At 64.9% G+C, this 20,437-nt stretch carries 16 protein-coding genes and 3 pseudogenes; 17 read left to right on the top strand and 2 right to left on the bottom strand.

Annotated features, from left to right (window positions below):
* The first annotated feature begins 40 nt into the window (after positions 1-40).
* Both BN2475_RS06250 and BN2475_RS06245 read left to right on the top strand, forming a co-directional pair.
* Positions 41-478, top strand: a complete 438-nt coding sequence (locus BN2475_RS06250; RefSeq protein WP_094778690.1) for a type II toxin-antitoxin system RatA family toxin — start codon at positions 41-43, stop codon at positions 476-478.
* Positions 475-807 (top strand): RnfH family protein, encoded by a 333-nt coding sequence (locus tag BN2475_RS06245; protein WP_094778689.1) that lies wholly within the window; start codon positions 475-477, stop codon positions 805-807. The genes BN2475_RS06250 and BN2475_RS06245 overlap by 4 nt, the downstream gene beginning before the upstream one ends.
* A gap of 128 nt (positions 808-935) precedes the next feature.
* On the opposite strand, the gene BN2475_RS06240 is transcribed toward BN2475_RS06245, so the two are convergent.
* Entirely contained in the window at positions 936-1,916 is a 981-nt protein-coding gene (locus tag BN2475_RS06240) for a DMT family transporter (protein WP_094778688.1), read from the bottom strand.
* A 313-nt stretch (positions 1,917-2,229) separates the two neighbouring features.
* Between BN2475_RS06240 and guaB the strand changes: the two genes are divergently transcribed.
* The 5 genes and pseudogenes from guaB (at position 2,230) to BN2475_RS34180 (ending at position 7,912) form a co-directional block, all read left to right on the top strand.
* Positions 2,230-3,690, top strand: a complete 1,461-nt coding sequence (gene guaB, locus BN2475_RS06235) for an IMP dehydrogenase (RefSeq protein ID WP_094778687.1) — start codon at positions 2,230-2,232, stop codon at positions 3,688-3,690.
* A 6-nt stretch (positions 3,691-3,696) separates the two neighbouring features.
* On the top strand, positions 3,697-4,455 hold the full coding sequence (locus tag BN2475_RS06230) for a hypothetical protein (RefSeq protein ID WP_094778686.1): 759 nt from the start codon (positions 3,697-3,699) through the stop codon (positions 4,453-4,455).
* A gap of 281 nt (positions 4,456-4,736) precedes the next feature.
* Positions 4,737-6,320 carry a glutamine-hydrolyzing GMP synthase gene (gene guaA / locus BN2475_RS06225; protein ID WP_094778685.1) on the top strand — a complete coding sequence of 528 codons (1,584 nt, stop codon included), beginning with the start codon at positions 4,737-4,739 and terminating at the stop codon, positions 6,318-6,320.
* Positions 6,321-6,542: 222 nt separating this feature from the next.
* A pseudogene (locus tag BN2475_RS06220) lies at positions 6,543-7,270 on the top strand (integrase arm-type DNA-binding domain-containing protein).
* A gap of 90 nt (positions 7,271-7,360) precedes the next feature.
* Positions 7,361-7,912: a hypothetical protein gene (locus BN2475_RS34180; protein WP_159444527.1), complete on the top strand. Its 552-nt coding sequence runs from the start codon at positions 7,361-7,363 to the stop codon at positions 7,910-7,912.
* Positions 7,913-8,241: 329 nt separating this feature from the next.
* On the opposite strand, the gene BN2475_RS06210 is transcribed toward BN2475_RS34180, so the two are convergent.
* Positions 8,242-9,126, bottom strand: a complete 885-nt coding sequence (locus tag BN2475_RS06210) for a LysR substrate-binding domain-containing protein (protein ID WP_094778683.1) — start codon at positions 9,124-9,126, stop codon at positions 8,242-8,244.
* 356 nt (positions 9,127-9,482) lie between these two features.
* On the opposite strand from BN2475_RS06210, the gene BN2475_RS06205 reads away from it, so the two are divergent.
* The 10 genes and pseudogenes from BN2475_RS06205 to BN2475_RS06165 all read left to right on the top strand — a co-directional run bounded on the left by BN2475_RS06205 (position 9,483) and on the right by BN2475_RS06165 (position 20,435).
* Positions 9,483-10,733 (top strand): aromatic ring-hydroxylating oxygenase subunit alpha, encoded by a 1,251-nt coding sequence (locus tag BN2475_RS06205; RefSeq protein WP_094778682.1) that lies wholly within the window; start codon positions 9,483-9,485, stop codon positions 10,731-10,733.
* Positions 10,733-11,749: a flavin reductase family protein gene (locus tag BN2475_RS06200; protein WP_094778681.1), complete on the top strand. Its 1,017-nt coding sequence runs from the start codon at positions 10,733-10,735 to the stop codon at positions 11,747-11,749. Before BN2475_RS06205 ends, BN2475_RS06200 begins: the two co-directional genes overlap by 1 nt.
* Positions 11,750-11,953: 204 nt before the next feature.
* Positions 11,954-14,377: a GcvT family protein gene (locus tag BN2475_RS06195; protein ID WP_094778822.1), complete on the top strand. Its 2,424-nt coding sequence runs from the start codon at positions 11,954-11,956 to the stop codon at positions 14,375-14,377.
* Between the two features lie 11 nt (positions 14,378-14,388).
* Positions 14,389-14,508: pseudogene (locus BN2475_RS36460) on the top strand (electron transfer flavoprotein subunit beta/FixA family protein); the annotation flags it as partial.
* 1 nt (position 14,509) lies between these two features.
* A pseudogene (locus tag BN2475_RS06190) lies at positions 14,510-15,085 on the top strand (electron transfer flavoprotein subunit alpha/FixB family protein); the annotation flags it as partial.
* A 129-nt stretch (positions 15,086-15,214) separates the two neighbouring features.
* Positions 15,215-16,270: a glycine betaine ABC transporter substrate-binding protein gene (locus BN2475_RS06185; protein WP_094778679.1), complete on the top strand. Its 1,056-nt coding sequence runs from the start codon at positions 15,215-15,217 to the stop codon at positions 16,268-16,270.
* 63 nt (positions 16,271-16,333) lie between these two features.
* Entirely contained in the window at positions 16,334-17,206 is an 873-nt protein-coding gene (locus BN2475_RS06180) for an ABC transporter permease (protein WP_094778678.1), read from the top strand.
* Positions 17,203-18,174 carry a quaternary amine ABC transporter ATP-binding protein gene (locus tag BN2475_RS06175; RefSeq protein WP_094778677.1) on the top strand — a complete coding sequence of 324 codons (972 nt, stop codon included), beginning with the start codon at positions 17,203-17,205 and terminating at the stop codon, positions 18,172-18,174. Before BN2475_RS06180 ends, BN2475_RS06175 begins: the two co-directional genes overlap by 4 nt.
* 121 nt (positions 18,175-18,295) lie before the next feature.
* A complete protein-coding gene (gene purU, locus BN2475_RS06170) occupies positions 18,296-19,156 on the top strand; it encodes a formyltetrahydrofolate deformylase (RefSeq protein ID WP_094778676.1) in 861 nt (286 codons plus the stop codon).
* Between the two features lie 28 nt (positions 19,157-19,184).
* On the top strand, positions 19,185-20,435 hold the full coding sequence (locus BN2475_RS06165; RefSeq protein WP_094778675.1) for a sarcosine oxidase subunit beta family protein: 1,251 nt from the start codon (positions 19,185-19,187) through the stop codon (positions 20,433-20,435).
* The last annotated feature ends 2 nt before the right edge of the window (positions 20,436-20,437 follow it).

Genomic DNA, 20,437 nt, shown 5'->3' with positions numbered 1-20,437 from the left:
CCGCGGCGCTTGCCCACCCTTGCCGCGCGTTGTTCAATTTATGGCAGATGTCCAGAAAACCGTGTTGATCCGTCATTCGGCGGAACAGATGTTCGACCTCGTCACCGATGTCGCCGATTACCCCAATTTCCTGCCCTGGTGCGGCGGAGTCGAAATCCGCCGCCAGGACGAGACTGGCATGGAGGCGAAGATCGACATCAATTTCAAGGGCATCAAGCAGCATTTCGCGACACATAACAGCATGGAGCGGCCCACGCGCATCGACATGGAATTCGCGGACGGCCCGTTTCGCAAGTTCACCGGTTACTGGCGGTTCACGCCGCTGCGCGCGGATGCCTGCAAGATCGAATTCGCGTTGCACTATGAGTTCACCAACGTCATTCTCGAAAAGATCATTGGGCCGGTGTTCACTCACATCGCCAATACGTTCGTCGAATCGTTCGTCAAGCGCGCCGATCAGCGCTACGGTAAACCATGAGCGCACGCCTGTCGATTCAAGTGTGCTACGCGTCGCCTGACGGACAGACGCTGATTGCACTCGATTTGCCCGAGGGCACCACATTGCAGCAGGCGCTCGACGCGAGCGGCATCCTGCAGCGTCATCCGGACATCGATCTGGGCACCCAGAAGGTGGGCGTGTTCGGCAAGCTCAAGCCGCTCGATACGGTGCTCGCCGACCATGATCGTGTCGAGATTTACCGGCCGCTACTGGTGGACCCGAAGGTCTCGCGTCAACGCCGCGTCGAGAAGAGCCGCAAGGCGGGTTCGATCGAAGGGCGCCGCTGGCAGAATCGGGATTCGCGGTAGGCGAGTCGGGCGCGGGCGGGGCGTCGCTCGCGAGCCTTTGTGCGCAACGCGGCGTGTCACGCCTCCCTTCGCTTCGCCTCCCTTCGCTTCGCCTCCCTTCGCTTCGCCTCGTTTCGCTTCGCCTTGCCTCAAGGCGCCGAAACCTGCGGCTTATCCTTGATGCGCGTCGGGACCTCCGACGAATCATCGTCCGCATGCTGGCGCACCGACCAGCACACCCCCGCCACCAGCAGCAGGATCGCCGTCAGCTCCAGCGGCCGCGGCAGGCGCTGGTCGTAAATGAACGCGTAGAGCAGCGCGAACAGCGTCTCGAATACGATCATCTGGCCGGACAGCGTCAGCGGCAGCCGTTTCGAAGCGGCATTCCACAGCCCGTTGCCGAGCCACGACGCGCCGATCGCGAGGACGAGATTGAGCATCCAGAACGTGTGCCAGCGCGAGGCAGCCAGTTCCCCCTGCGGGCCGCCCGACGGCAACACTGCGATCACCAGCCACAGAGCCGCGCCGAGCGCGCCTGTCACCACGCCCCATAGCACCGACCACTCATTGCCGCTGAAATGCGTTTGCCGCTGCAGGTAGCGGGCGTTCTCGACCGCGAACCACGTCCAGCAGCCCAGCGCGCCGAGCGCGCAGGCGAGCCCGACGAGCTTGGTGGCGACGCTCACTGGCGTGCTGCCGGTCGCCGTGAACACGTCGATATTGATGCAGACGATGCCGGCCATCACCACTGCCAGCGGCCACGCGAGGCGGGCAAGCGGTACTGCGCCGCGGTCGCGGCGGCCGAGCAGCGTCACCGTGACCGGCAACACGCCGACGATCAGCGAGGCCGGCGCGATGCCGATCAGATGGACGGCTGCCGTCAGCAGCAGGTAATAGAGGAGGTTGCCCGCCAGCGCCAGCTTCACCAGCGCGCCGAGATCCTCGCGGGTCAGGCGTTTGGCGAGCGAGCGCGCGATCGGCAGCGCGGCGGCCAGCGAGACAATGCCGTACATGGTGTAGCGGCCGGCGCTGAGCAGCAGCGGCGAAAAGTCGGGCAGCACGCGCGGCACCAGAAAAACCATGCCCCACAAGGCCCCGGCCATTACTCCATATGCCACACCGCGCTGCATCGACTGCCCCTGCAAGAAAACTGGAATGGTGCGCAGGTTAGCCGTTCGGCGACGCTGGCGTCTTGTTCGATTCTGCATTCGGGCGGATTGCGGGTGATTTTTGCGGCTGGTCCGTGTTTGCCGGTTGGGCCAGCGCCGCATTGCCCCCGAACGCGCAAACGAAACCCGATCGAACCCGACGCGAACAGCCAAGCGAAATCGCGCGGCCAGAAGTCACGAAAAAAATCGCCGGAAATTCGCTAAGCTGCTGTTCGCGCAGTGAAAACCGGGGGTGTATCGCGTATAATTCGCTTTTGCGCCTATAGGATTTGCCATGCGTCTGATCCAAACAGCACTCACGTTCGATGACGTGCTCCTCGTCCCGGCCTTCTCCGATGTTCTGCCGCGCGACACCAGCCTCAAGACCCGGCTGACCCGCAACATCTCCCTGAATATGCCGCTCGTGTCCGCCGCCATGGACACCGTCACCGAAGCACGCCTCGCGATCGCGATGGCGCAAATGGGTGGCGTCGGCATCATCCACAAGAACCTCACGGCGGCCGAACAGGCGCGTGAAGTGGCCAAGGTCAAGCGTTTCGAGTCGGGCGTCGTGCGCGATCCGATCACGGTGCCGCCGCAGATGAAAGTGCGCGACGTGATCGCACTGTCGCAGCAACATGGCATTTCGGGCTTTCCGGTCGTCGAGGGCGCGCAGCTGATCGGTATCGTCACGAACCGCGACCTGCGCTTCGAAGAGCGTCTGGACGAGCCGGTGCGCACCATCATGACGCCGCGTGAGCGCCTCGTCACCGTCAAGGAAGGTACTCCGCTCGCCGAAGCCAAGGCGCTGATGCATAGCCACCGCCTCGAGCGCGTGCTGGTCACCAACGACGCATTCGAACTGCGCGGCCTGATGACCGTCAAGGACATCACCAAGCAGACCGAACACCCGGACGCCTGTAAAGACGAACACGGCAAGCTGCGCGCGGGTGCGGCGGTCGGCGTCGGCGCGGACAACGAGGAGCGCGTCGAGCTGCTGGTGCAGGCGGGCGTCGACGTGATCGTCGTCGATACCGCGCACGGCCACAGCATGGGCGTGCTCGAGCGCGTCAGGTGGGTCAAGCAGAACTTCCCGCATGTCGAGGTGATCGGCGGCAACATCGCTACCGCGGCGGCCGCCAGGGCGCTCGTCGAGTACGGCGCGGACGGCGTGAAAGTCGGTATCGGCCCGGGCTCGATCTGCACGACGCGGATCGTCGCCGGCGTGGGCGTGCCGCAGGTCACCGCGATCTCGAACGTGTCCGAAGCGCTCAAGGGCACTGGCGTGCCGGTGATCGCGGACGGCGGCGTGCGCTTCTCGGGCGACGTCAGCAAGGCGCTCGCGGCAGGTGCGAGCGCGGTGATGATGGGCAGCATGTTCGCCGGCACCGAGGAATCGCCGGGCGAGGTGTTCCTGTACCAGGGCCGCCAGTACAAGTCCTACCGCGGCATGGGTTCGGTCGGCGCGATGAAGGACGGCGCGGCGGACCGCTACTTCCAGGACAACTCCGCGAACATCGACAAGCTCGTGCCGGAAGGCATCGAAGGCCGCGTCGCCTACAAGGGTTCGGTCAACGCGATCCTGTTCCAGCTGATCGGCGGCGTGCGCGCCAGCATGGGCTACTGCGGCTGCCGCACGATCGCGGAGATGAACGACAAGGCCGAATTCGTGCAGATCACCGGCGCGGGCTTGCGCGAGTCGCACGTGCATGACGTGCAGATCACCAAGGAAGCGCCCAACTACCACGTGGACTAAACGCCCATGAAGCCATTGCTGCGCGTTGTACTGATGCTCGACGCCCTGGTGTTGCTGGCGTTCGGCCTGCTGTTCCTGCTGACGCCCTGGACTTCGTTGTACGACGCGCTGCAGTTGGCGCAAACCGAGCCGGCACTGGTCGGCCAGGTGTTTGGCGTGGCGCTCGTCGGGCTCGCGTGGCTGGCGTTGCACGCATCGTTCGATGGCGCGTTGACCACGAAGGTCGCCAAGGTCGTCGGTCACGTGCATTGGCTGACTGGCGTGCTGATGCTGGTCTGGCTGATCGGCCTGCGAACGCCGTTGCTTACCGGTTTCGGCCAGGTTGTCGCGGTGTCGACCGCGGTGGCGCTGGTGGTGATCGGTCTCGGCGGGGTGCGTTTGTCGGGGGCGGTGCGGCGGCGCGAGAAGGGGATCGTGGACAAGACTGCGGTCACGCGTGCCGACAGGCGGGCCGCCAAAGCGGCTGGGAAAGAGGCTGAGAAAGAGGCCGCCAGGCGGCGCGAGCTGGAGCGCGAGCCGCGCGTCACGGCGGGCTTTCCGGCCTATCACGCAGAGCCGGCGGTCGAACCCGTCATGCCGGCCGCACCGGCCACACGGCCTGTCAATCCCGCGAGCCCGGTCAGTCCCACGAGTCCCGTCACGCCCGCTGCAGCGGCGCCGCTTCGTCCGGCCGTCGACGAAGCCGGTCTGACGGAGTCCGAACGCGCTGCCCGCAACGCCGCCGCCGAAGCTGCCGGCGCGCCTCGGCCGCCGCTGCATGGCTGACGCGCCTCACGCCACGCCGTTTGTCGACCCGGGTTGTCGACACCGCTTATTGACGCCGCTTATTGACGTCGCTTACCGGCGTTGTTTGTCGACGTTGTTTGCCGGCGCTACCGGAGGTGGTTCGCGCATACAGCAGCCAGCTGCCCGCGGCGGCGCCCGCGCCAGCGCGCTGCATTGCTACGTTTCATGCTCGACCGTTCCCACGTGGACCGTTTTGAATTCAACGCCGTGCTTCGTGCGCGGCATTCCGTATCCGCTCACTTTTGATTCCGTCCGCTGCCATGCATGACAAGATCCTGATCCTCGACTTCGGTTCGCAAGTTACCCAACTGATTGCACGTCGCGTTCGCGAAGCCAACGTGTATTCGGAAATTCATCCATACGACGTCGATGCGTCGTTCATTCGCGACTTCGCGCCGAAGGGCGTGATTCTTTCCGGCGGCCCGAGCTCGGTCACCGAAACGGATACGCCGCGTGTGCCGCAAGCGGTGTTCGAACTCGGCGTGCCGGTGCTCGGCATCTGCTACGGCATGCAGGCGATGGCCGAGCAGATGGGCGGCAAGGTCGATATCGGCCATCTGCGCGAGTTCGGCTATGCCGAAGTGCGGGCGCGCAACCACACGAGCCTGCTCGAAGGCATCAGCGATTTCACCACGCCGGAAGGTCACGGCATGCTGAAGGTCTGGATGAGCCATGGCGACAAGGTCCTCGAAATGCCGCCGGGCTTCGCGCTGATGGCATCGACTGAATCGTGCCCGATTGCGGCGATGGCCGACGAAAAGCGCCATTTCTACGGTCTGCAATGGCATCCGGAAGTCACGCACACCGTGCAGGGCCGCGCGATGCTCGAGCGCTTCGTCCTGCAGATTTGCGGCGCGCGGCCCGACTGGGAAATGGGCCACTACATCGACGAAGCGGTTGCGAAAATTCGCGAGCAGGTCGGTAACGAGCACGTGATCCTGGGGCTGTCGGGCGGCGTGGATTCGTCGGTGGCGGCGGCGCTGCTGCATCGCGCGATCGGCGATCAGCTGACCTGCGTGTTCGTCGATCATGGCCTGTTGCGCCTGAACGAAGCCGAGCAGGTGATGGCGACCTTCGCGGATCACCTCGGCGTGAAAGTGATTCATGTCGACGCAAGCGACGTGTTCCTGCGCAAGCTGGCCGGCGTGACCGATCCTGAAGCGAAGCGCAAGATCATCGGCGCGGAATTCGTCGAGGTGTTCCAGACCGAAGCCGGCAAGCTGACCGATGCGAAGTGGCTCGCGCAAGGCACGATCTATCCGGACGTGATCGAATCGGCCGGCAAGGGCAAGAAAGCGACGCAGACCATCAAGAGCCATCACAACGTGGGCGGCCTGCCGGAGACGTTGAATCTGAAGTTGCTCGAACCGCTGCGCGAACTGTTCAAGGACGAAGTGCGCGAACTCGGCGTGAAGCTCGGTTTGCCGCCGGCGATGGTGTATCGCCATCCGTTCCCGGGGCCGGGCCTGGGCGTGCGGATTCTCGGTGAAGTCAGACGCGATTTCGCGGACCTGCTGCGTCGCGCGGACGCGATTTTCATCGAGACGCTGCGTACCTTTATCGACAAGGAAACCGGCAAGTCCTGGTACGACCTGACGAGCCAGGCGTTCGCGGTGTTCCTGCCGGTCAAGAGCGTCGGCGTGATGGGTGATGGCCGCACTTACGAGTACGTCGTCGCGCTGCGTGCGGTACAGACGCTGGACTTCATGACCGCGCACTGGGCGCACCTGCCGCACGAGCTGCTCGGGCATGTGTCGAACCGGATCATCAACGAAGTGCGCGGGATCAACCGGGTGGTGTATGACATCTCGGGGAAGCCGCCTGCGACGATCGAGTGGGAGTAATTCAGGATGCTCTGCAGCAGTCTGCAGAAATCTGGATTCTCTCGCTTTTTCCCACAAAATCAAGGGTTTATTGCCTAGTGCGGTCTAATGGGGACTGACAACAGCTGGGCGCTACCGACGGTATGTTTGACGGTATAGCATCTTGCTCTGCGGACGATCCAACGCGATACCGTCACGACGCGTGACGGTATCAGGTGACGGTATCAGTTCACGGAGCATTGCATGCTTACCGACCTCGAATTGCGGGCGCTCAAGCCGGCTGGCAGGATCTACAAGGTGGCCGACCAGCGCGGCCTGTGCGTTGCGGTCACGCTGTCGGGCGTGGCCAGCTTCCGCTTTGACTATCGCCTGAACGGCCGGCGCGAGACGCTGGTCATAGGCCGCTATGATCCCAGGCTCCCCGCGAAGGGCGTACGCGAGATGCACGAATTGAGCTTCGGTATGTCGCTCAGTCTCGCTGAAGCGAGGCTCCTTCTCGAACGGGCGCGCCGGGAGGTCGAGCGCACAACGTGTACCTCAGTCAGCAGGCCCTGGATATCCTCGTCGCCTTCAAGACGTGTTTCGGCGCAAGCTCGTACCTGCATCCTGGTCGTTACGAGACGGAATTGCCTATAAGTGCAGCCACCCTGAATCGCGTGATAGACAGCGCCGTGAAGCTTATTCGCGAGAACGAACCGGACTTCGAATCTTTCTCGGTGCATGACCTTCGGAGAACGGCTAGCACGCAGTTGCATGAAGCCGGGTTCAACAGCGACTGGATTGAAAAACGTCTGGCACACGAGCAACGCGGGGTGCGCGCGGTGTACAACAAGGCCGAATATGCTGAGCAGAGGCGGTCGATGCTACAGGCCTGGGCGGACATGCTTGAGGGGTGGATCGGAACGGATCCCGCGGCGGATGGCGCCGCTCACGTACGATCTGCCGCAGGTGGCCTCAGTCTAATTGCGTAGATGCCTTCGAGTGTTTTGGGGGTGGCTTCGCGGTGTCTTCGTCGTAACAGAGCGGAGACAAGATCGTCGGTCGCCGAATGATCGCGGAGAGTGCAGGACGAGAACAGTACTTTTATAGACGCTGCAAAGACCTCTATCGATTCGATTGCGCGGGTCTGGGCGCTGGCCCGGGTACGTGCAGGGAATACTTTGGCGAGGAGAAGAACTGACGGCAAGACTCGGGCAACGAAGGAACGACGGGCCGCGACGCGTAAACTTGCAACCCGGTATGCGTTAGTCTCGCGCCTATCGATACGGTGGCAACGCAACCTCAATATGCTCCGAGAGAATAAAGTCAGTCACGTTACTCGCTCCCTGACAAACACGAGAGGGACGGAACGTAGTGACCTCGCCGAACTGTTTGCTTCCGACGTCGAGGACGCTTTGCGCGGGCAAGTGGCTGAACTGGCACCCATGTTCGCGAGCGATGAGCGCGGCGGACGCGCCTGGCTTGAGCGTCGCCTCGACGACCTGCCGCTTGAACTCGACCAGGAAGTTTGGCCGCTTGGGTCGTTTACTATCCACTATTGTGTCCGCTATTTTTTGGCGGGCACTATAGTAGCCAAACTCAACGCCGAACTCGACACGGCGTTGAGGAGTTGAGGACTCGCCTACGATGAAGTGAAACCGGTGTTCAGATCATCGGCGAGCCCGAAGGCGAAGCGAGAATTGTTCGCGGTTTGCGGAATTCAGGCCAATTCTCAGATCGCAGGGACTGAGGCTGGATTGATGGTATTTGGTCCCCGGCAGGTTGGAACGGGCGATGCTCGACGAGCAGCCTTCGGCGTTGAAGTCGATGGGCTTGTCGATAGTACGCGCAGAATCGAGAACAAGTCGTGTAATTGATAGATGGGACATTCAGGATTTCGCTGTTGACAGCGTGACTGAAGTCTCTCCAGATGTTGACGGGACAGTGTGCCCGGCGAAGTCGATCACGCGTCGAGCACGAATCTGGCAGCGTTGGTCAGTTCGTATTGCTCGGCGGTCACAATGTACTCGGACAGCCGTGTATGCACGCTGATGTCGAGCGGTCGCACAAGCGCGCCGTCGCGCAGCAGTTCCGTCACGCCATATGACCATGCGAGCGCGACGCCTTTGCCGGCGCAGGCGGCTCGATAGGCGAGGTCGAAGTTGTTCACGCGGATCGAGCTGCGGTGCGGCTGCGGCGCGACGCCCGCGAGCGCGAACCAGTCGTCCCACGTGCTGCAGACGGACAGTCCCGCTTCGACGTCGATCAGCACTTCGTCGAGCAGATCATCGGCGCATGAAATTGGACGCGATTCGAGGTATTCGGGGCTGCAGACCGGAAAGATTTCTTCGTCGAACAGCTTGTACTTGATGAGCCCTGGCCAGTGGCCGTCGCCATAGCGGATCGCGAGGTCCACCGCTTCGCGGCGCGGGTCGAGCGGCTGGTCGCTCGCCAGCACGCGGATTTCGATGTCGGGGTGCAGTTCGCGAAAACCGATCATCGCCGGCATCAGCCAGAAGCTCGACATCGCGACGCTCGCCGCGATCGTCACGCTGGACGATTCGAGATTTTCGATCAATGCGACGGCGCGCCGGATCGACATCAGGCTCTGCGCGATCGCCTGCTGGAAGATCACGCCCGCCCTGGTCAGGTCGATCTCGCGATGGCGCCGGTTGAAGAGCGGCACACCGATACGCTCTTCCAGCACCTGGATCTGCCGGCTCACCGCGCCCTGCGACAGATGCAGCTCCTCTGCGGCCTTCGTGAAGCTCATGAGGCGCGCCGACGCTTCGAAGGCCGCGATCGTGTTGAGCGGCGGCAGGCGCTTCTTCGACTTTTGCACGGCCATGACGCCCCCACTCGCGATGGTTGACCTCGACGGTCTGCTGGTGTGATGTCCCGCGCACGGCCCGTCCGTTCGATTGCAAAAATGCTAGCCAAAAAGAAATGCTGGACCACTAGGGGATAGCCCGTAGTTATTCATCTCGCCTTGCCACGCCCCGCTGTGCTGGACCTCGGCGAAAGCCTTGCCAGACGGGCGCGTGCGGCGACAGGACCGGTTTGCATGCGAATTCGGATGCAATGCCGCAGAAATTGTGTCTTGTCGCGCCCTTTATGTCGGCATGAAATCCATCCCAGCGGTCCGCCGGTACCGCTGCGCCGCGCGAAGCGGCGGTGCGCCACGACAGATGGACGGAACCTTCCATGTTCGACGACACGAAGCTCAACGCATTGCTCGCCGCCTGTGTGCCAGGCCGCCCGTTGCCGCAGGCCTTTTACAAGGACGAAGACCTGTTCGCCGCGGACATGGCGCTGATCTGGGAGCAGCAGTGGCTGTTCGCCGGGCTGTCCTGCGAGATCAAGGGGCCGGGCGACTGGTTCACGGTGGCGATCGGCGAGACCTCGGTCGTCGTGATCCGCGACCGCGACGACACGATCCGCGCGTTCTTCAATACCTGTCGCCATCGCGGCTCGCGAATCTGCGCGGGCGAGCGCGGCACCGCGCGCCGGCTGACCTGCCCGTATCACCAGTGGACTTATGGCCTCGACGGCAAGCTGATGTTCGCGCGCAATATGGGCGAGACCTTCGATCCGTCGAAATACGGGTTGAAGCGCGTCGCGTGCGAAGTCGTCGCCGGCTACATCTTCATCAGCCTCGCGCAGGAGCCGCCGGACTTCTCCGCGTTCAGCGCGCGGGTCACGCCGTATCTCGCGCCGCACGGGCTCGAACATGCGAAGATCGCGTTCGAATCGACGATCGTCGAGAAGGGCAACTGGAAGCTCGTGCTCGAAAACAACCGCGAGTGCTACCACTGCACAGCCAACCATCCCGAACTGCTGCGCACGATTTTCGAGTACGACGGCCCGACCGATCCGCGCTACGGCAGCGATGGCGTCGTGTTCGCCGCGAAGACCGCGAGCGACGAAGCGCGCTGGGCGGCCGCCGGCCTGCCTTATGCACCCGTCGAGGAGGCGCCCGAATACCGCCTCGTGCGGGCCGCGATGGAACGGGGCGTGTCGTTCACGATGTCGGGCGAAGCGGCCAGCCGGCGCGTGATGGGGGCGCTGCCAGAGCAGGACGTCGGTTCGCTGCGTCTGCTGCGCTTTCCGAACACGTGGAATCACGCGCTCGGCGACCACGCCGTCGCGTTCCGTCTGCTGCCGCTCGGCCCACGCAAGACCCAGGTCACGACGCGCTGGCTCGTCCACGAAGAAGCGGTGGAAGGCGTCGACTACGACCTCGACACGCTGACCGAAGTGTGGAAAGCGACCAACGCGCAGGATCAGCGGCTCGTCGAAACCAACCAGCTCGGCATCAATTCGCTCGGCTACGAGCCGGGCGAGTATTCGCCGCTCGTCGAAAGCGGCGTGATGGCGTTCATCGCGTGGTACCTCGATGCGATGCGCGACGGTCTCGCCGCCACGCGCCGCACGCTGCCGATCCGGGTTGCGTGATGGCGGCCGCCGACCGCGAATTCGCGCCAGTGCGGTGCGTGTCGGTCGTGCGCGAAACGCACGACGTGAAGACCTTTACGTGGTGCTTCGAAGACGGACGGCGCTTCGAGCACGCCGCGGGTCAGCACGTGACGTTCGAGGTGCCGTTCGACGACGGTCCGCAGTTTCGCTGCTACACCGTGTCTTCGGTGCCGGGCGCCGACCGCGCGTCGTTTTCGATCACGGCCAGGCAGGCGCCTGAAGGACCGGTGTCCACGTGGCTGCATCGGCGTGCGACACCCGGCGCCGTGCTGCGCGCGGCGGGACCGTCGGGCACCTTCATCGCGCCGTCGGGACGCGAGCCGGTGCTACTGATCGCGGGCGGCGTTGGCATCACGCCGCTGATCGCGATGGCACGTCACTGGCGCGCGACGCTGCCCGACGTCGGACCGGACGCCGTGTTCGTGCAGTGCGTGCGCACGCCGGGCGACGTGCTGTTCCATGACGAACTGATCGGCTTCACGCGCGACTGGCCAGGCTTTCGCGTGCACGAAGTGATCTCCCGTGCGCCCGGCAGCGGGCGCCTCACTGCCGCGATGCTCGCGCGCCTCGCGCCGGATGTCGTGCAGCGCGATGTCTATTGCTGCGGGCCCGAGCCGTTCATGCGCGAAGTGAAGGCGCTGCTGCTGTCGATGGGACTCGCGCCCGACAAATATCACGAAGAAAGCTTCACGCTGCCGCTGCCCGCCGAACGGCCGCCGGCGGCCAGCGATGCAACGTTCCGCGTGCGCTATGCGCGCGCGGCGCGCGAAGGTCCCTGCGCGGCGGACGCCACGCTGCTCGATGCGGCGAAAGGCGCGGGTCTCGTGATACCAAGCGCGTGCCGGGCAGGCGTGTGCGGCACCTGCTGCGTGCGTCTGCTCGCGGGCACGGTCGACATGAGCGACGCCGGCGGCATCGACGAAGACGAGATCGCGGCGGGCTACGTGCTCGCGTGCTGCTCGCGGCCGACGTCGGATGTCGAGCTCGACGTTTGAGATTTCATTCGGCGCACGAACGCTGCATGAGAAATTGCATGACAGCCATTGCCGAAATTCGTTTGTGACGGTTTTTTGTGCTTCCCAGGATGCAGATAGTGCGGAGTGCAAACGAGCTTGGCGCTGCTAAAGGCGCACCAGGCAAACCCTGAACCACCGGCGTTGCATGCATCCATGAATGAACCTGTGAAGGAAACGAGATCGATGAAGAGTCATTGCCAGGTAGCGGTCATTGGCGGCGGCGTGGTCGGCGCCTCGGTGCTGTACCACCTGACCCGGTTCGGCTGGAAAGACGTCGTGCTGCTCGAGCGCAAGGTGCTCACCGCCGGGTCGACCTGGCATGCGGCCGCGGGCTTCCACGCGTTCAACGGCGATCCGAATATCGTGCGGCTGCAGGAATACACGATCTCGCTCTACAAGGAGATCCAGGAAATCGGCGATCAGGACGTGGGGCTGCACGTGCCAGGCGGCATCACGATCGCCGCGACGCCGGAGCGCTGGGAGTTCCTGCGCACGGAGGCCTCGCGGCACCGCTTCATGGGCCTCGAAACCGAACTGATCACGCCGGCGGAGATCGCCGCGAAGTGCCCGCTCGTCGACGTGAGCGACGTGAAGGGCGGCCTGTGGGCGCCGAACGAAGGCCACCTCGATCCGTACGGCTGCACGCAGGCTTATGCCCGCGCGGCACGCCGCCAGGGCGCCGAGATCTATCAGCACACCTGTGTCGAAGCGTTGCGGCAGTGCCCGGACGGCAGCTGGATCGTGACGACGGACAAGGGAGAAATCCACGCGGAGCACGTGGTCAACGCGGCTGGCCTGTGGGCGCGCGAAGTGGGTGCAATGGCCGGTGTGAAGCTGCCGCTGATTCCGATGGAGCACCACTACCTCGTGACGGAGGACATCCCCGAACTGGTCCAGCTCGGCCGGCAGATTCCGGTGATGGTCGATCTGGACGGCGAAATCTACCTGCGTCAGGAGCATCACGGCGTACTGTTCGGCGTGTACGAGCGCAGCTCGACGCCGTGGGCGCTCGGCGGCACGCCTTGGGAATACGGCGAGACCGATCTGCTGCCGCCGCGTCTCGAACGCATCGAGGAAGAGTTGATGCATGGTTTTCAGCGCTTCCCGAGCGTCGGCAACGCGGGCATCAAGCGGGTGGTCAACGGACCGTTCACGTTCACGCCCGACGGCAATCCGCTCGTCGGGCCGGTGCGCGGGCTGCGCAACTACTGGGCGGCGTGCGGCTGCATGGCGGGCTTCAGCCAGGGCGGCGGCGTGGGTCTCGCGCTCGCGCAATGGATGATCGAAGGGGAGCCGCACGACAACGTGTTCGGTATGGACGTCGCGCGCTTCCCGGATCTGACGCAGACCTACGTGACGGCGAAAGCGCAGGAGTTCTACGAACATCGCTTCTATCTCGCGCGGCCAAACGAGCAATGGCCCGCGGGCCGGCCGATGAAGACCACGCCGCTGTACGACCTCCAGAAAGAAGCTAACGCGGTATTCGGCGTGATGTATGGACTCGAATCGCCGATGTGGTTCGCGCCGCCCGGCACGCCAGCCGAAGAAACGCCGAGCTTTAGACGCTCGAACGCGTTCGAAACGGTCGCGCGGGAATGCCGCGCGGTGCGCGAGGCGGTGGGCGTGTTCGACGCGTGCGGCTATGCGAAGTACGAAGTGAGCGGGTCGGGTGCGGCCGCGTGGCTCGACCGCGTGTTCGCGAGCCGGCTGCCGGAGCTCGGACGGGCGCGTCTCGCGCCGCTGCTGTCGGAGAGCGGCCGCCTGAAGGGCGACCTGACACTGCTGCGCCTCGCGGAGGACCGCTTCCTGATTACCGGGTCGGGTTATCTGCAGGAATGGCATCAGCGCTGGTTCGGCGGCTTGCTGCCGGCGGACGGTTCGGTGCGCATCGACAATCGCAGCGATTCGCTCGCGATGCTGGTGGTCGCCGGTCCGCGCTCGCGCGAGTTGATGCGCGACCTGTTCGGCGCGGACAGCGCGGTGTCGACGCAGCGCTTCATGCAGGTCGTGCAGGGCGACGCGGACGTGGCGCCGGCGTGGGTCGCGCGGCTGTCGCTGTCGGGCGAGCTCGCCTATGAAATCTATGTCGACGCGCCGTATGTCCGCAGCGTGTACGCGAAGCTGCTGTCGTTGGGTGAAGCCTACGGCCTGCGTCCGTATGGCGTCTGGGCACTGCTGTCGCTGCGCATTGAGAAGGGCTTCGGCATCTGGTCGCGCGAGTTCGGGCCCGAGTACACGCCTTCGATGGCGGACCTCGAGCGCTTCATCGCGTACGACAAGGGTGACTTCATCGGCCGCGACGCGGCGCTCGCGCAACGCGGTGTGACGCCCGAGCAGTGTCTCGTGACCTTCGATGTCGACGCGCTCGATGCGGATGCGGCAGGCTTCGAACCGGTCTGGGTCGGCGATCAGGTCGCGGGCTACACGACCTCGGGCGCGTACGGACACAGCACCGGCAAGAGCCTCGCGATGGCCTACGTGAAATCGGCATGGCTGGAAGGCGGCGCGGACCATCCGTTCGAAATCCAGATTCTCGGCGAACGCCGCGCGGCGCGGCTGCTGCGCGAGCCGGCCTACGATCCAGCGGGCGCGCGGATGCGCATGTGAGGGACGAACTCATGAAGATACTGGTGGCAGTCAAGCGCGTCGTCGACGCGAACGTGAAGGTGCGGGTGAAAGCGGACGGCGGCGGCGTCGATGTCGCGAACGAGATCGCGGTGGAGGCTGCAGTACGTTTGAACGTTCGAGCGACCGATGTACGCCGGCAACGTGATCGCGACGGTGCGCGTCAATGACGGCGTGGTGGTCGGTACCGTGCGCACGTCGGCCTTCCCGGCGGTGCAGCAGACACAAGCCGCGGCCGAACGTGTGGCAGTCGAATGTGCCGTGCGCGCCGACACGACTACCGCGCGCTTCGTGCGCCGCGACACGACCGCGAGCGAGCGGCCGGATCTCGCGACGGCGCGGGTCGTCGTATCGGGCGGACGGGGCCTCGGTTCGGGAGACAACTACCAGCGCGTGCTGACTCCGCTGGCCGACCGGCTCGACGCAGCGCTCGGCGCATCGCGGGCGGCCGTCGACGCGGGCTTCGTGCCGAACGACTATCAGGTCGGCCAGACCGGCAAGATCGTCGCGCCCGATGTGTATGTCGCGGTTGGCATCTCCGGCGCGATCCAGCATCTCGCGGGCATGAAGGACGCACGCACGATCGTCGCGATCAATCAGGACCCGGAGGCGCCGATCTTCGGCGTCGCCGATGTCGGGCTCGTCGCCGATCTGTTCGACGCGGTGCCCGCGGTGGTGGCGGCACTTTGAACACGAAGGAACGCGCGTGCTTGCGCTACAGGGAGCAGGCGACGCGTGCACAGGATTCACGAAGCAGGCGGTACAGCAGCAGTTGCGCGAATCGGGGTATTGGAGCCAATCAACGAACGGAGTGGAGACATGTTCAAACGGTTTTTCCCGCACGCGCTGGCGCGTGCGCTCGTCGTGTGCGCGGTCGGTGCGCTGGGTGCGAACGCGCAGGCCGCGGATCTCGCACAGTCGTCGTGGTGCGCGGCCGGCAAGCCGGTGAAGTTTGCGGAGATGGGATGGGACAGCGCGAAGTTCATGACCGAGGTCATCCGCTACGTGCTCGAAAAGGGCTACGGCTGCAAGACCGAGCTGACGCCCGCCACCAACGCGATCGCACTGCAGGCGGTGTCGACGGGCGACCTCAACGTGATGGTCGAGTACTGGTCGGGCCGCACGCCGGCGTTCGAAACCGCGGCGCATGACGGCCGCGTGAAGATCGTTGGTTCGCTGGTGAACGGCGGCAGCGTCGAGGGCTATTACGTGCCCGACTACGTGATCAAGGGCGACCCCACGCGCGGCATCAAGCCGATCGCGCCGGACCTGAAGAGCGTGACGGACTTGCCGCACTACAAGGCGCTGTTCGCGGATCCGGAAGACCCGTCGCACGGCCGCCTGTACAACTGCCCGATCGGCTGGCAGTGCGAATCCGATACCGGGCAGAAGATGAAGGCCTACAAGCTCGACGCGTCCTACACCGATTTCCATCCGGGCTCCGGGCCCGCGCTCGACGCGGCGATCGAATCGGCCTTCACGCGCGGCAAGCCGATCCTGTTCTACTACTGGGAACCGTCGACGATTCTCGGCCGCTTTCACGCGGTCAAGCTCGACGAGCCGGCGTACAACGCGGCGTGCTGGAAGACCATCAACGGCAGCAAGGATGCGAACCCGTGCGGCTCGGCGTCGCCGCCCACCACGCTGCGCGTCGTCGTGTCGAACTCGGTGGCCGATAGCGACCCCGCGGTGCTGTCGCTGTTCGACAAGGTCCAGTTCCCGATCGGCGCGATCAACGCGACCCTCGCGCAGATGGCGAGCACGAAGCTTGCCTCGCGCGACGCGGCGGTCGATTATCTGAAGGCGCATCCGGCCATCGTCGCCGGCTGGGTACCGGATGCGGTCGCGCAGAAGGTGAAGGCCAGCCTGAAGTAACCAACGGATCGACGGCGCCGTCCGGCTACACCGGCGGCGCCGTCCACTGGAAAGGGTAGTGCAATGAACGGCATCTTCTATCCGCTGCACCTGGGTGACCCGATCAACCAGTTCTTCACGGGCGTGGTATCGCGTTACGGCGACGTGTTTCATCACGTCAGCGTGGTACTGCTGATGTACGCGCTGAATCCGGTCGAAGCGATGCTGAAAGCGGCGCCGCCGCTTGTCGTGATCGCGTTGATCGGCGCGATCGCATGGCTCGGCGGACGGCGCATCGGGCGCGCGTTGGTGCTGATGGCGCTCACCTATGTGATCGGTTGCCTCGGCCTGTGGGACAAGCTGATCTCGACCTGCGCGATCATGCTGACCGCGCTCGTGCTGACCACGGTCATCGGCGTACCGGTCGGCATCACGGTGTCGCGCAGCGCGTGGCTCGCGCGGGTCTGCAATCCGGTGCTCGACATGATGCAGACGCTGCCTTCGTTCGTCTATCTGATTCCGGTCGTGATGCTGTTCGGGCTCGGCCGCGTGCCGGCGATCTTCGCGACGATGATCTACGCGCTGCCGCCGCTCGTCAGGCTCACCGATCTCGGGCTGCGGCAGGTGCCGGCGGATGTCGTCGAGGCGTCGAAATCGTTCGGCGCGACGTCGTGGCAGCAGCTGATCGCGGTCGAACTGCCGCTTGCGCTGCCGTCGATCATGGCCGGCGTCAATCAGGCGGTGATGATGTCGCTCGCGATGGTCGTGATCGCGTCGATGATCGGCGCACGCGGCCTTGGCGAGGACGTGCTGTCCGGCATCAACAATCTCGACATGGGCCAGGGCGTCGTCGCAGGTGTCGCCATCGTCATTCTCGCGATCGTGTTCGATCGCATCACGCAGTCGTTCGGCGTGAGCCGGCGGCTGCGCCGACAAGCCCGGAGCGCATCGGTATGACACTCTCCATTCTGCGCGGCCTGCGCGGCCTGCGCGGCCTGCGCGCTTCGCTCGACGCCGGCGCGCGTGATCCGGCGGCCCGGCCGGCCTCCGATGCATCGCCCGTGGCGGGCGCCCGGCAGGACACCGGTGCCGGTTCCGCTGCTCCCGGCGCGCCGATTCTCGAACTGCGCCATCTGTACAAGGTGTTCGGCGGACATCGGCGTCAGGTCGAGTCGGCGCTGTCGCTCGCGAAACAAGGCGTGACGAAGGACGACATCCTGCAGCGCACCGGCTGCAACGTCGCGGTGCGCGACGTGTCGCTGTCGATCCGCGAGGGCGAGATCTTCGTCATCATGGGCCTGTCGGGCTCGGGCAAGTCGACGCTCGTGCGGCACTTCAACCGGCTGATCGAGCCGAACAGCGGCGAACTGCTGTTCCGCGGCACCGACGTGCTGCGTCTCGGCTCGCGGGCGCTGCGCGACATGCGGCGCAATCACATCGGCATGGTGTTCCAGAGCTTCGCGCTGCTGCCGCACAAGACCGTGCTCGAAAACGTCGTGTTCGGCCGCTGGGTGCGCGGCGATCCGAAAGCGGAATCCGATCGCGTGGCGCGCGAATGGATCAACGGGCGGCTCGGCCTGAAAGGCTACGAACAGCGCTATCCGGACGAGCTCTCGGGCGGCATGCGGCAACGCGTCGGGCTGGCACGCGCGCTGGTGTCGGACCCGGACGTCCTGCTGATGGACGAGGCGTTCAGCGCGCTCGATCCGCTGATCCGCGGCGAGATGCAGGACATCCTGCTGGAAATGCAGGCGGTGCTGCGCCGGACCATCGTGTTCATCACGCACGATCTCGACGAAGCGATGAAGATCGGCTCGCGCATCGCGATCATGAAGGACGGCGCCGTGATCCAGATCGGCACGCCGGACGAGATCCGCCGCGCGCCCGCCAACGATTACGTGCGGCGTTTCGTCGACGCGCGCTGAACGGCGGCAGGGCGATAGTTGGCTAGACAGACGGAGATTACGCATTCGCGCGGCTCCGTTGCATCACCTGTTAGTTATCCTGATAGACGGTTGGTTAAAGGCAAAGGACGTATTGCATACCATGGACAACACCTCAGTCGACTGGCTGTTCACCTTCCAGTGTCCCGACCGGCTCGGCATCCTCGCGAACGTTTCCGACCTGCTGTACAAGCGCGGCGCGTTCGTGACGGCGTCGTTCCACTACGGCGACCCGGGCACGCAGACCTTCTTTTGCCGGATGATTTTCGACGATCACGTGATGAACGTGCCGCTCGAAGCGATGCGCGACGATCTGGACACGCTCGCGTCCGAGCTCGACATGCGCTACGTGCTGCGCCGCGCGGACTATCGCCCGAAGGTGCTGATCGCGGTCAGCCGCTACGACCATTGCCTGACGCTGCTGCTGACTAAGTGGCGCGCGGGCGCGCTCGCGGTGGATATCGTCGGCGTGGTGTCGAACCATGAAGACTGCCGCGCGCTGGTCGAATGGCACGGCATTGCGTTCCATCACTTCCCGATCACGCCGCAGACGAAGCCCGAGCAGGAAGCGCGCATTCTCGCGCTGTTCGACCGGACCGGCGCCGAACTGCTGGTGCTCGCGCGCTACATGCAGATTCTGTCCGACGATATGAGCCGGCGGCTGGAAGGCCGGGTCATCAATATCCACCACTCGTTTCTGCCGGGCTTCAAGGGCGCGCGGCCGTATCACCAGGCGCACGAGCGCGGCGTCAAGGTGATCGGCGCGACCGCGCACTTCGTCACGAGCGATCTGGACGAAGGGCCGATCATCGTGCAGGAAGTGAAGCCGGTCGACCACACGCAGCGCGCCGAAGACATGGCGCTGATCGGCCACGACACCGAAGCCGTCGCGCTCGCGAGCGCCGTGCGCCTGTTCAGCGAAGGCCGCGTGTTCCTGAACGGCCAGCGCACCGTGGTTCTTTAAACGCTCATTCGTCCGGCGAGGGCAGCAGGTGGAAAAGTACTCGTTTCTGAACATCGTGCGGCACGGCTTGCGCGGGCACCGTCACTGGCAGCCGGTGTGGCGCAACCCGCGGCTGAAGACGCGCTACGATGTGGTGATCATCGGCGGCGGCGGGCAGGGGCTGGCCACCGCCTACTATCTCGCGAAGCGGCACGGCATCACGAACGTCGCCGTGCTCGAAAAGGGTTGGCTCGGCGGCGGCAACACGGGCCGCAACACGACCGCGATCCGCTCGAACTACTTCTACCCGGAGAGCACGAATTTCTTCGAGCACTCGCTGAAGCTCTACGAAGGGCTGAGCCACGAGCTGAACTACAACGTGATGCTGAGCCAGCGCGGCGTGCTGACGCTCGCGCACAACCCGCATCAGATGGACATGCTCGAGCGCTGGTCGAATTCGATCCTGCTGCAGGGCATCGACGCCGAAATGCTCGACGTCGGGCAGGTGCGCAGCTTCCTGCCGCTGCTCGACACGCGGCGCAGCGCGCGCTTTCCGATCTATGGCGGCTTCATCCAGCGGCGCGGCGGCGTGGCGCGTCACGATGCGGTCGCGTGGGGTTACGCGCGTGCGGCGGATGCGCTCGGCGTCGACATCGTGCAGAACTGCGAGGTGACGGATATTGAGGTCAGCGGCCGGCGCGTGCTCGGCGTGCGGACGCGCGACGGGCTGGTGCGCGCCGACAAGGTCGCGATCGCGGTGGCCGGCAATTCGTCGGTAGTCGCGCAGATGGCGGGGTTGTCGCTGCCGATCGTGAGCGGCGCGTTGCAGGCGATGGTCAGCGAACCGGTGAAGCCGGCGCTCGACGGCCTCGTCGTGTCACCCACCGTGCACGCGTACATCAGCCAGTCGGATCGCGGCGAGATCCTGATCGGCGGGCGGGCGGACGGCTATCCGTCGTACGGTCAGCGCGGTGCGCTGCCGGCGCTCGAAGACACGCTGAGCGCCGCGCTGAATCTGTTCCCGAGTTTCAGCCGCCTGAAGCTGATGCGCCAGTGGGCGGGCATCGTCGATATCTCGCCAGATTCGAGTCCGATCGTCGGCAGAACGCCGGTGACGGGCCTGTATCTGAGCACGGGCTGGGGCACCGGCGGCTTCAAGGCGATTCCGGCAGGCGGCGACACGCTCGCGCACACGATCGCGCACGACCGGCCGCATCCGCTGATCGAGCCGTTCGGGCTCGATCGCTTCACGACCGGCCGCTTCGTCAACGAAGCCGCGGCGGCCGGCGTCGATCACTGATT

This window comes from Paraburkholderia ribeironis (assembly GCF_900019265.1).
GTDB lineage: Bacteria > Pseudomonadota > Gammaproteobacteria > Burkholderiales > Burkholderiaceae > Paraburkholderia > Paraburkholderia ribeironis.
This window is presented reverse-complemented; position numbering and strand designations above follow the sequence as displayed.

What these genes read in the sequence shown, in the direction of transcription:
- BN2475_RS06180 (WP_094778678.1), top strand. Translation starts at nt 16,334, where the DNA reads ATGAACGGCATCTTCTATCCGCTGCACCTGGGTGACCCGATCAACCAG.
- BN2475_RS06230 (WP_094778686.1), top strand. Translation starts at nt 3,697, where the DNA reads ATGAAGCCATTGCTGCGCGTTGTACTGATGCTCGACGCCCTGGTGTTG.
- BN2475_RS06175 (WP_094778677.1), top strand. Translation starts at nt 17,203, where the DNA reads ATGACACTCTCCATTCTGCGCGGCCTGCGCGGCCTGCGCGGCCTGCGC.
- purU (WP_094778676.1), top strand. Translation starts at nt 18,296, where the DNA reads ATGGACAACACCTCAGTCGACTGGCTGTTCACCTTCCAGTGTCCCGAC.
- BN2475_RS06240 (WP_094778688.1), bottom strand. Translation starts at nt 1,916, where the DNA reads ATGCAGCGCGGTGTGGCATATGGAGTAATGGCCGGGGCCTTGTGGGGC.
- BN2475_RS06210 (WP_094778683.1), bottom strand. Translation starts at nt 9,126, where the DNA reads ATGGCCGTGCAAAAGTCGAAGAAGCGCCTGCCGCCGCTCAACACGATC.
- guaB (WP_094778687.1), top strand. Translation starts at nt 2,230, where the DNA reads ATGCGTCTGATCCAAACAGCACTCACGTTCGATGACGTGCTCCTCGTC.
- guaA (WP_094778685.1), top strand. Translation starts at nt 4,737, where the DNA reads ATGCATGACAAGATCCTGATCCTCGACTTCGGTTCGCAAGTTACCCAA.
- BN2475_RS06245 (WP_094778689.1), top strand. Translation starts at nt 475, where the DNA reads ATGAGCGCACGCCTGTCGATTCAAGTGTGCTACGCGTCGCCTGACGGA.
- BN2475_RS06250 (WP_094778690.1), top strand. Translation starts at nt 41, where the DNA reads ATGGCAGATGTCCAGAAAACCGTGTTGATCCGTCATTCGGCGGAACAG.
- BN2475_RS06185 (WP_094778679.1), top strand. Translation starts at nt 15,215, where the DNA reads ATGTTCAAACGGTTTTTCCCGCACGCGCTGGCGCGTGCGCTCGTCGTG.
- BN2475_RS06205 (WP_094778682.1), top strand. Translation starts at nt 9,483, where the DNA reads ATGTTCGACGACACGAAGCTCAACGCATTGCTCGCCGCCTGTGTGCCA.
- BN2475_RS06200 (WP_094778681.1), top strand. Translation starts at nt 10,733, where the DNA reads ATGGCGGCCGCCGACCGCGAATTCGCGCCAGTGCGGTGCGTGTCGGTC.
- BN2475_RS06195 (WP_094778822.1), top strand. Translation starts at nt 11,954, where the DNA reads ATGAAGAGTCATTGCCAGGTAGCGGTCATTGGCGGCGGCGTGGTCGGC.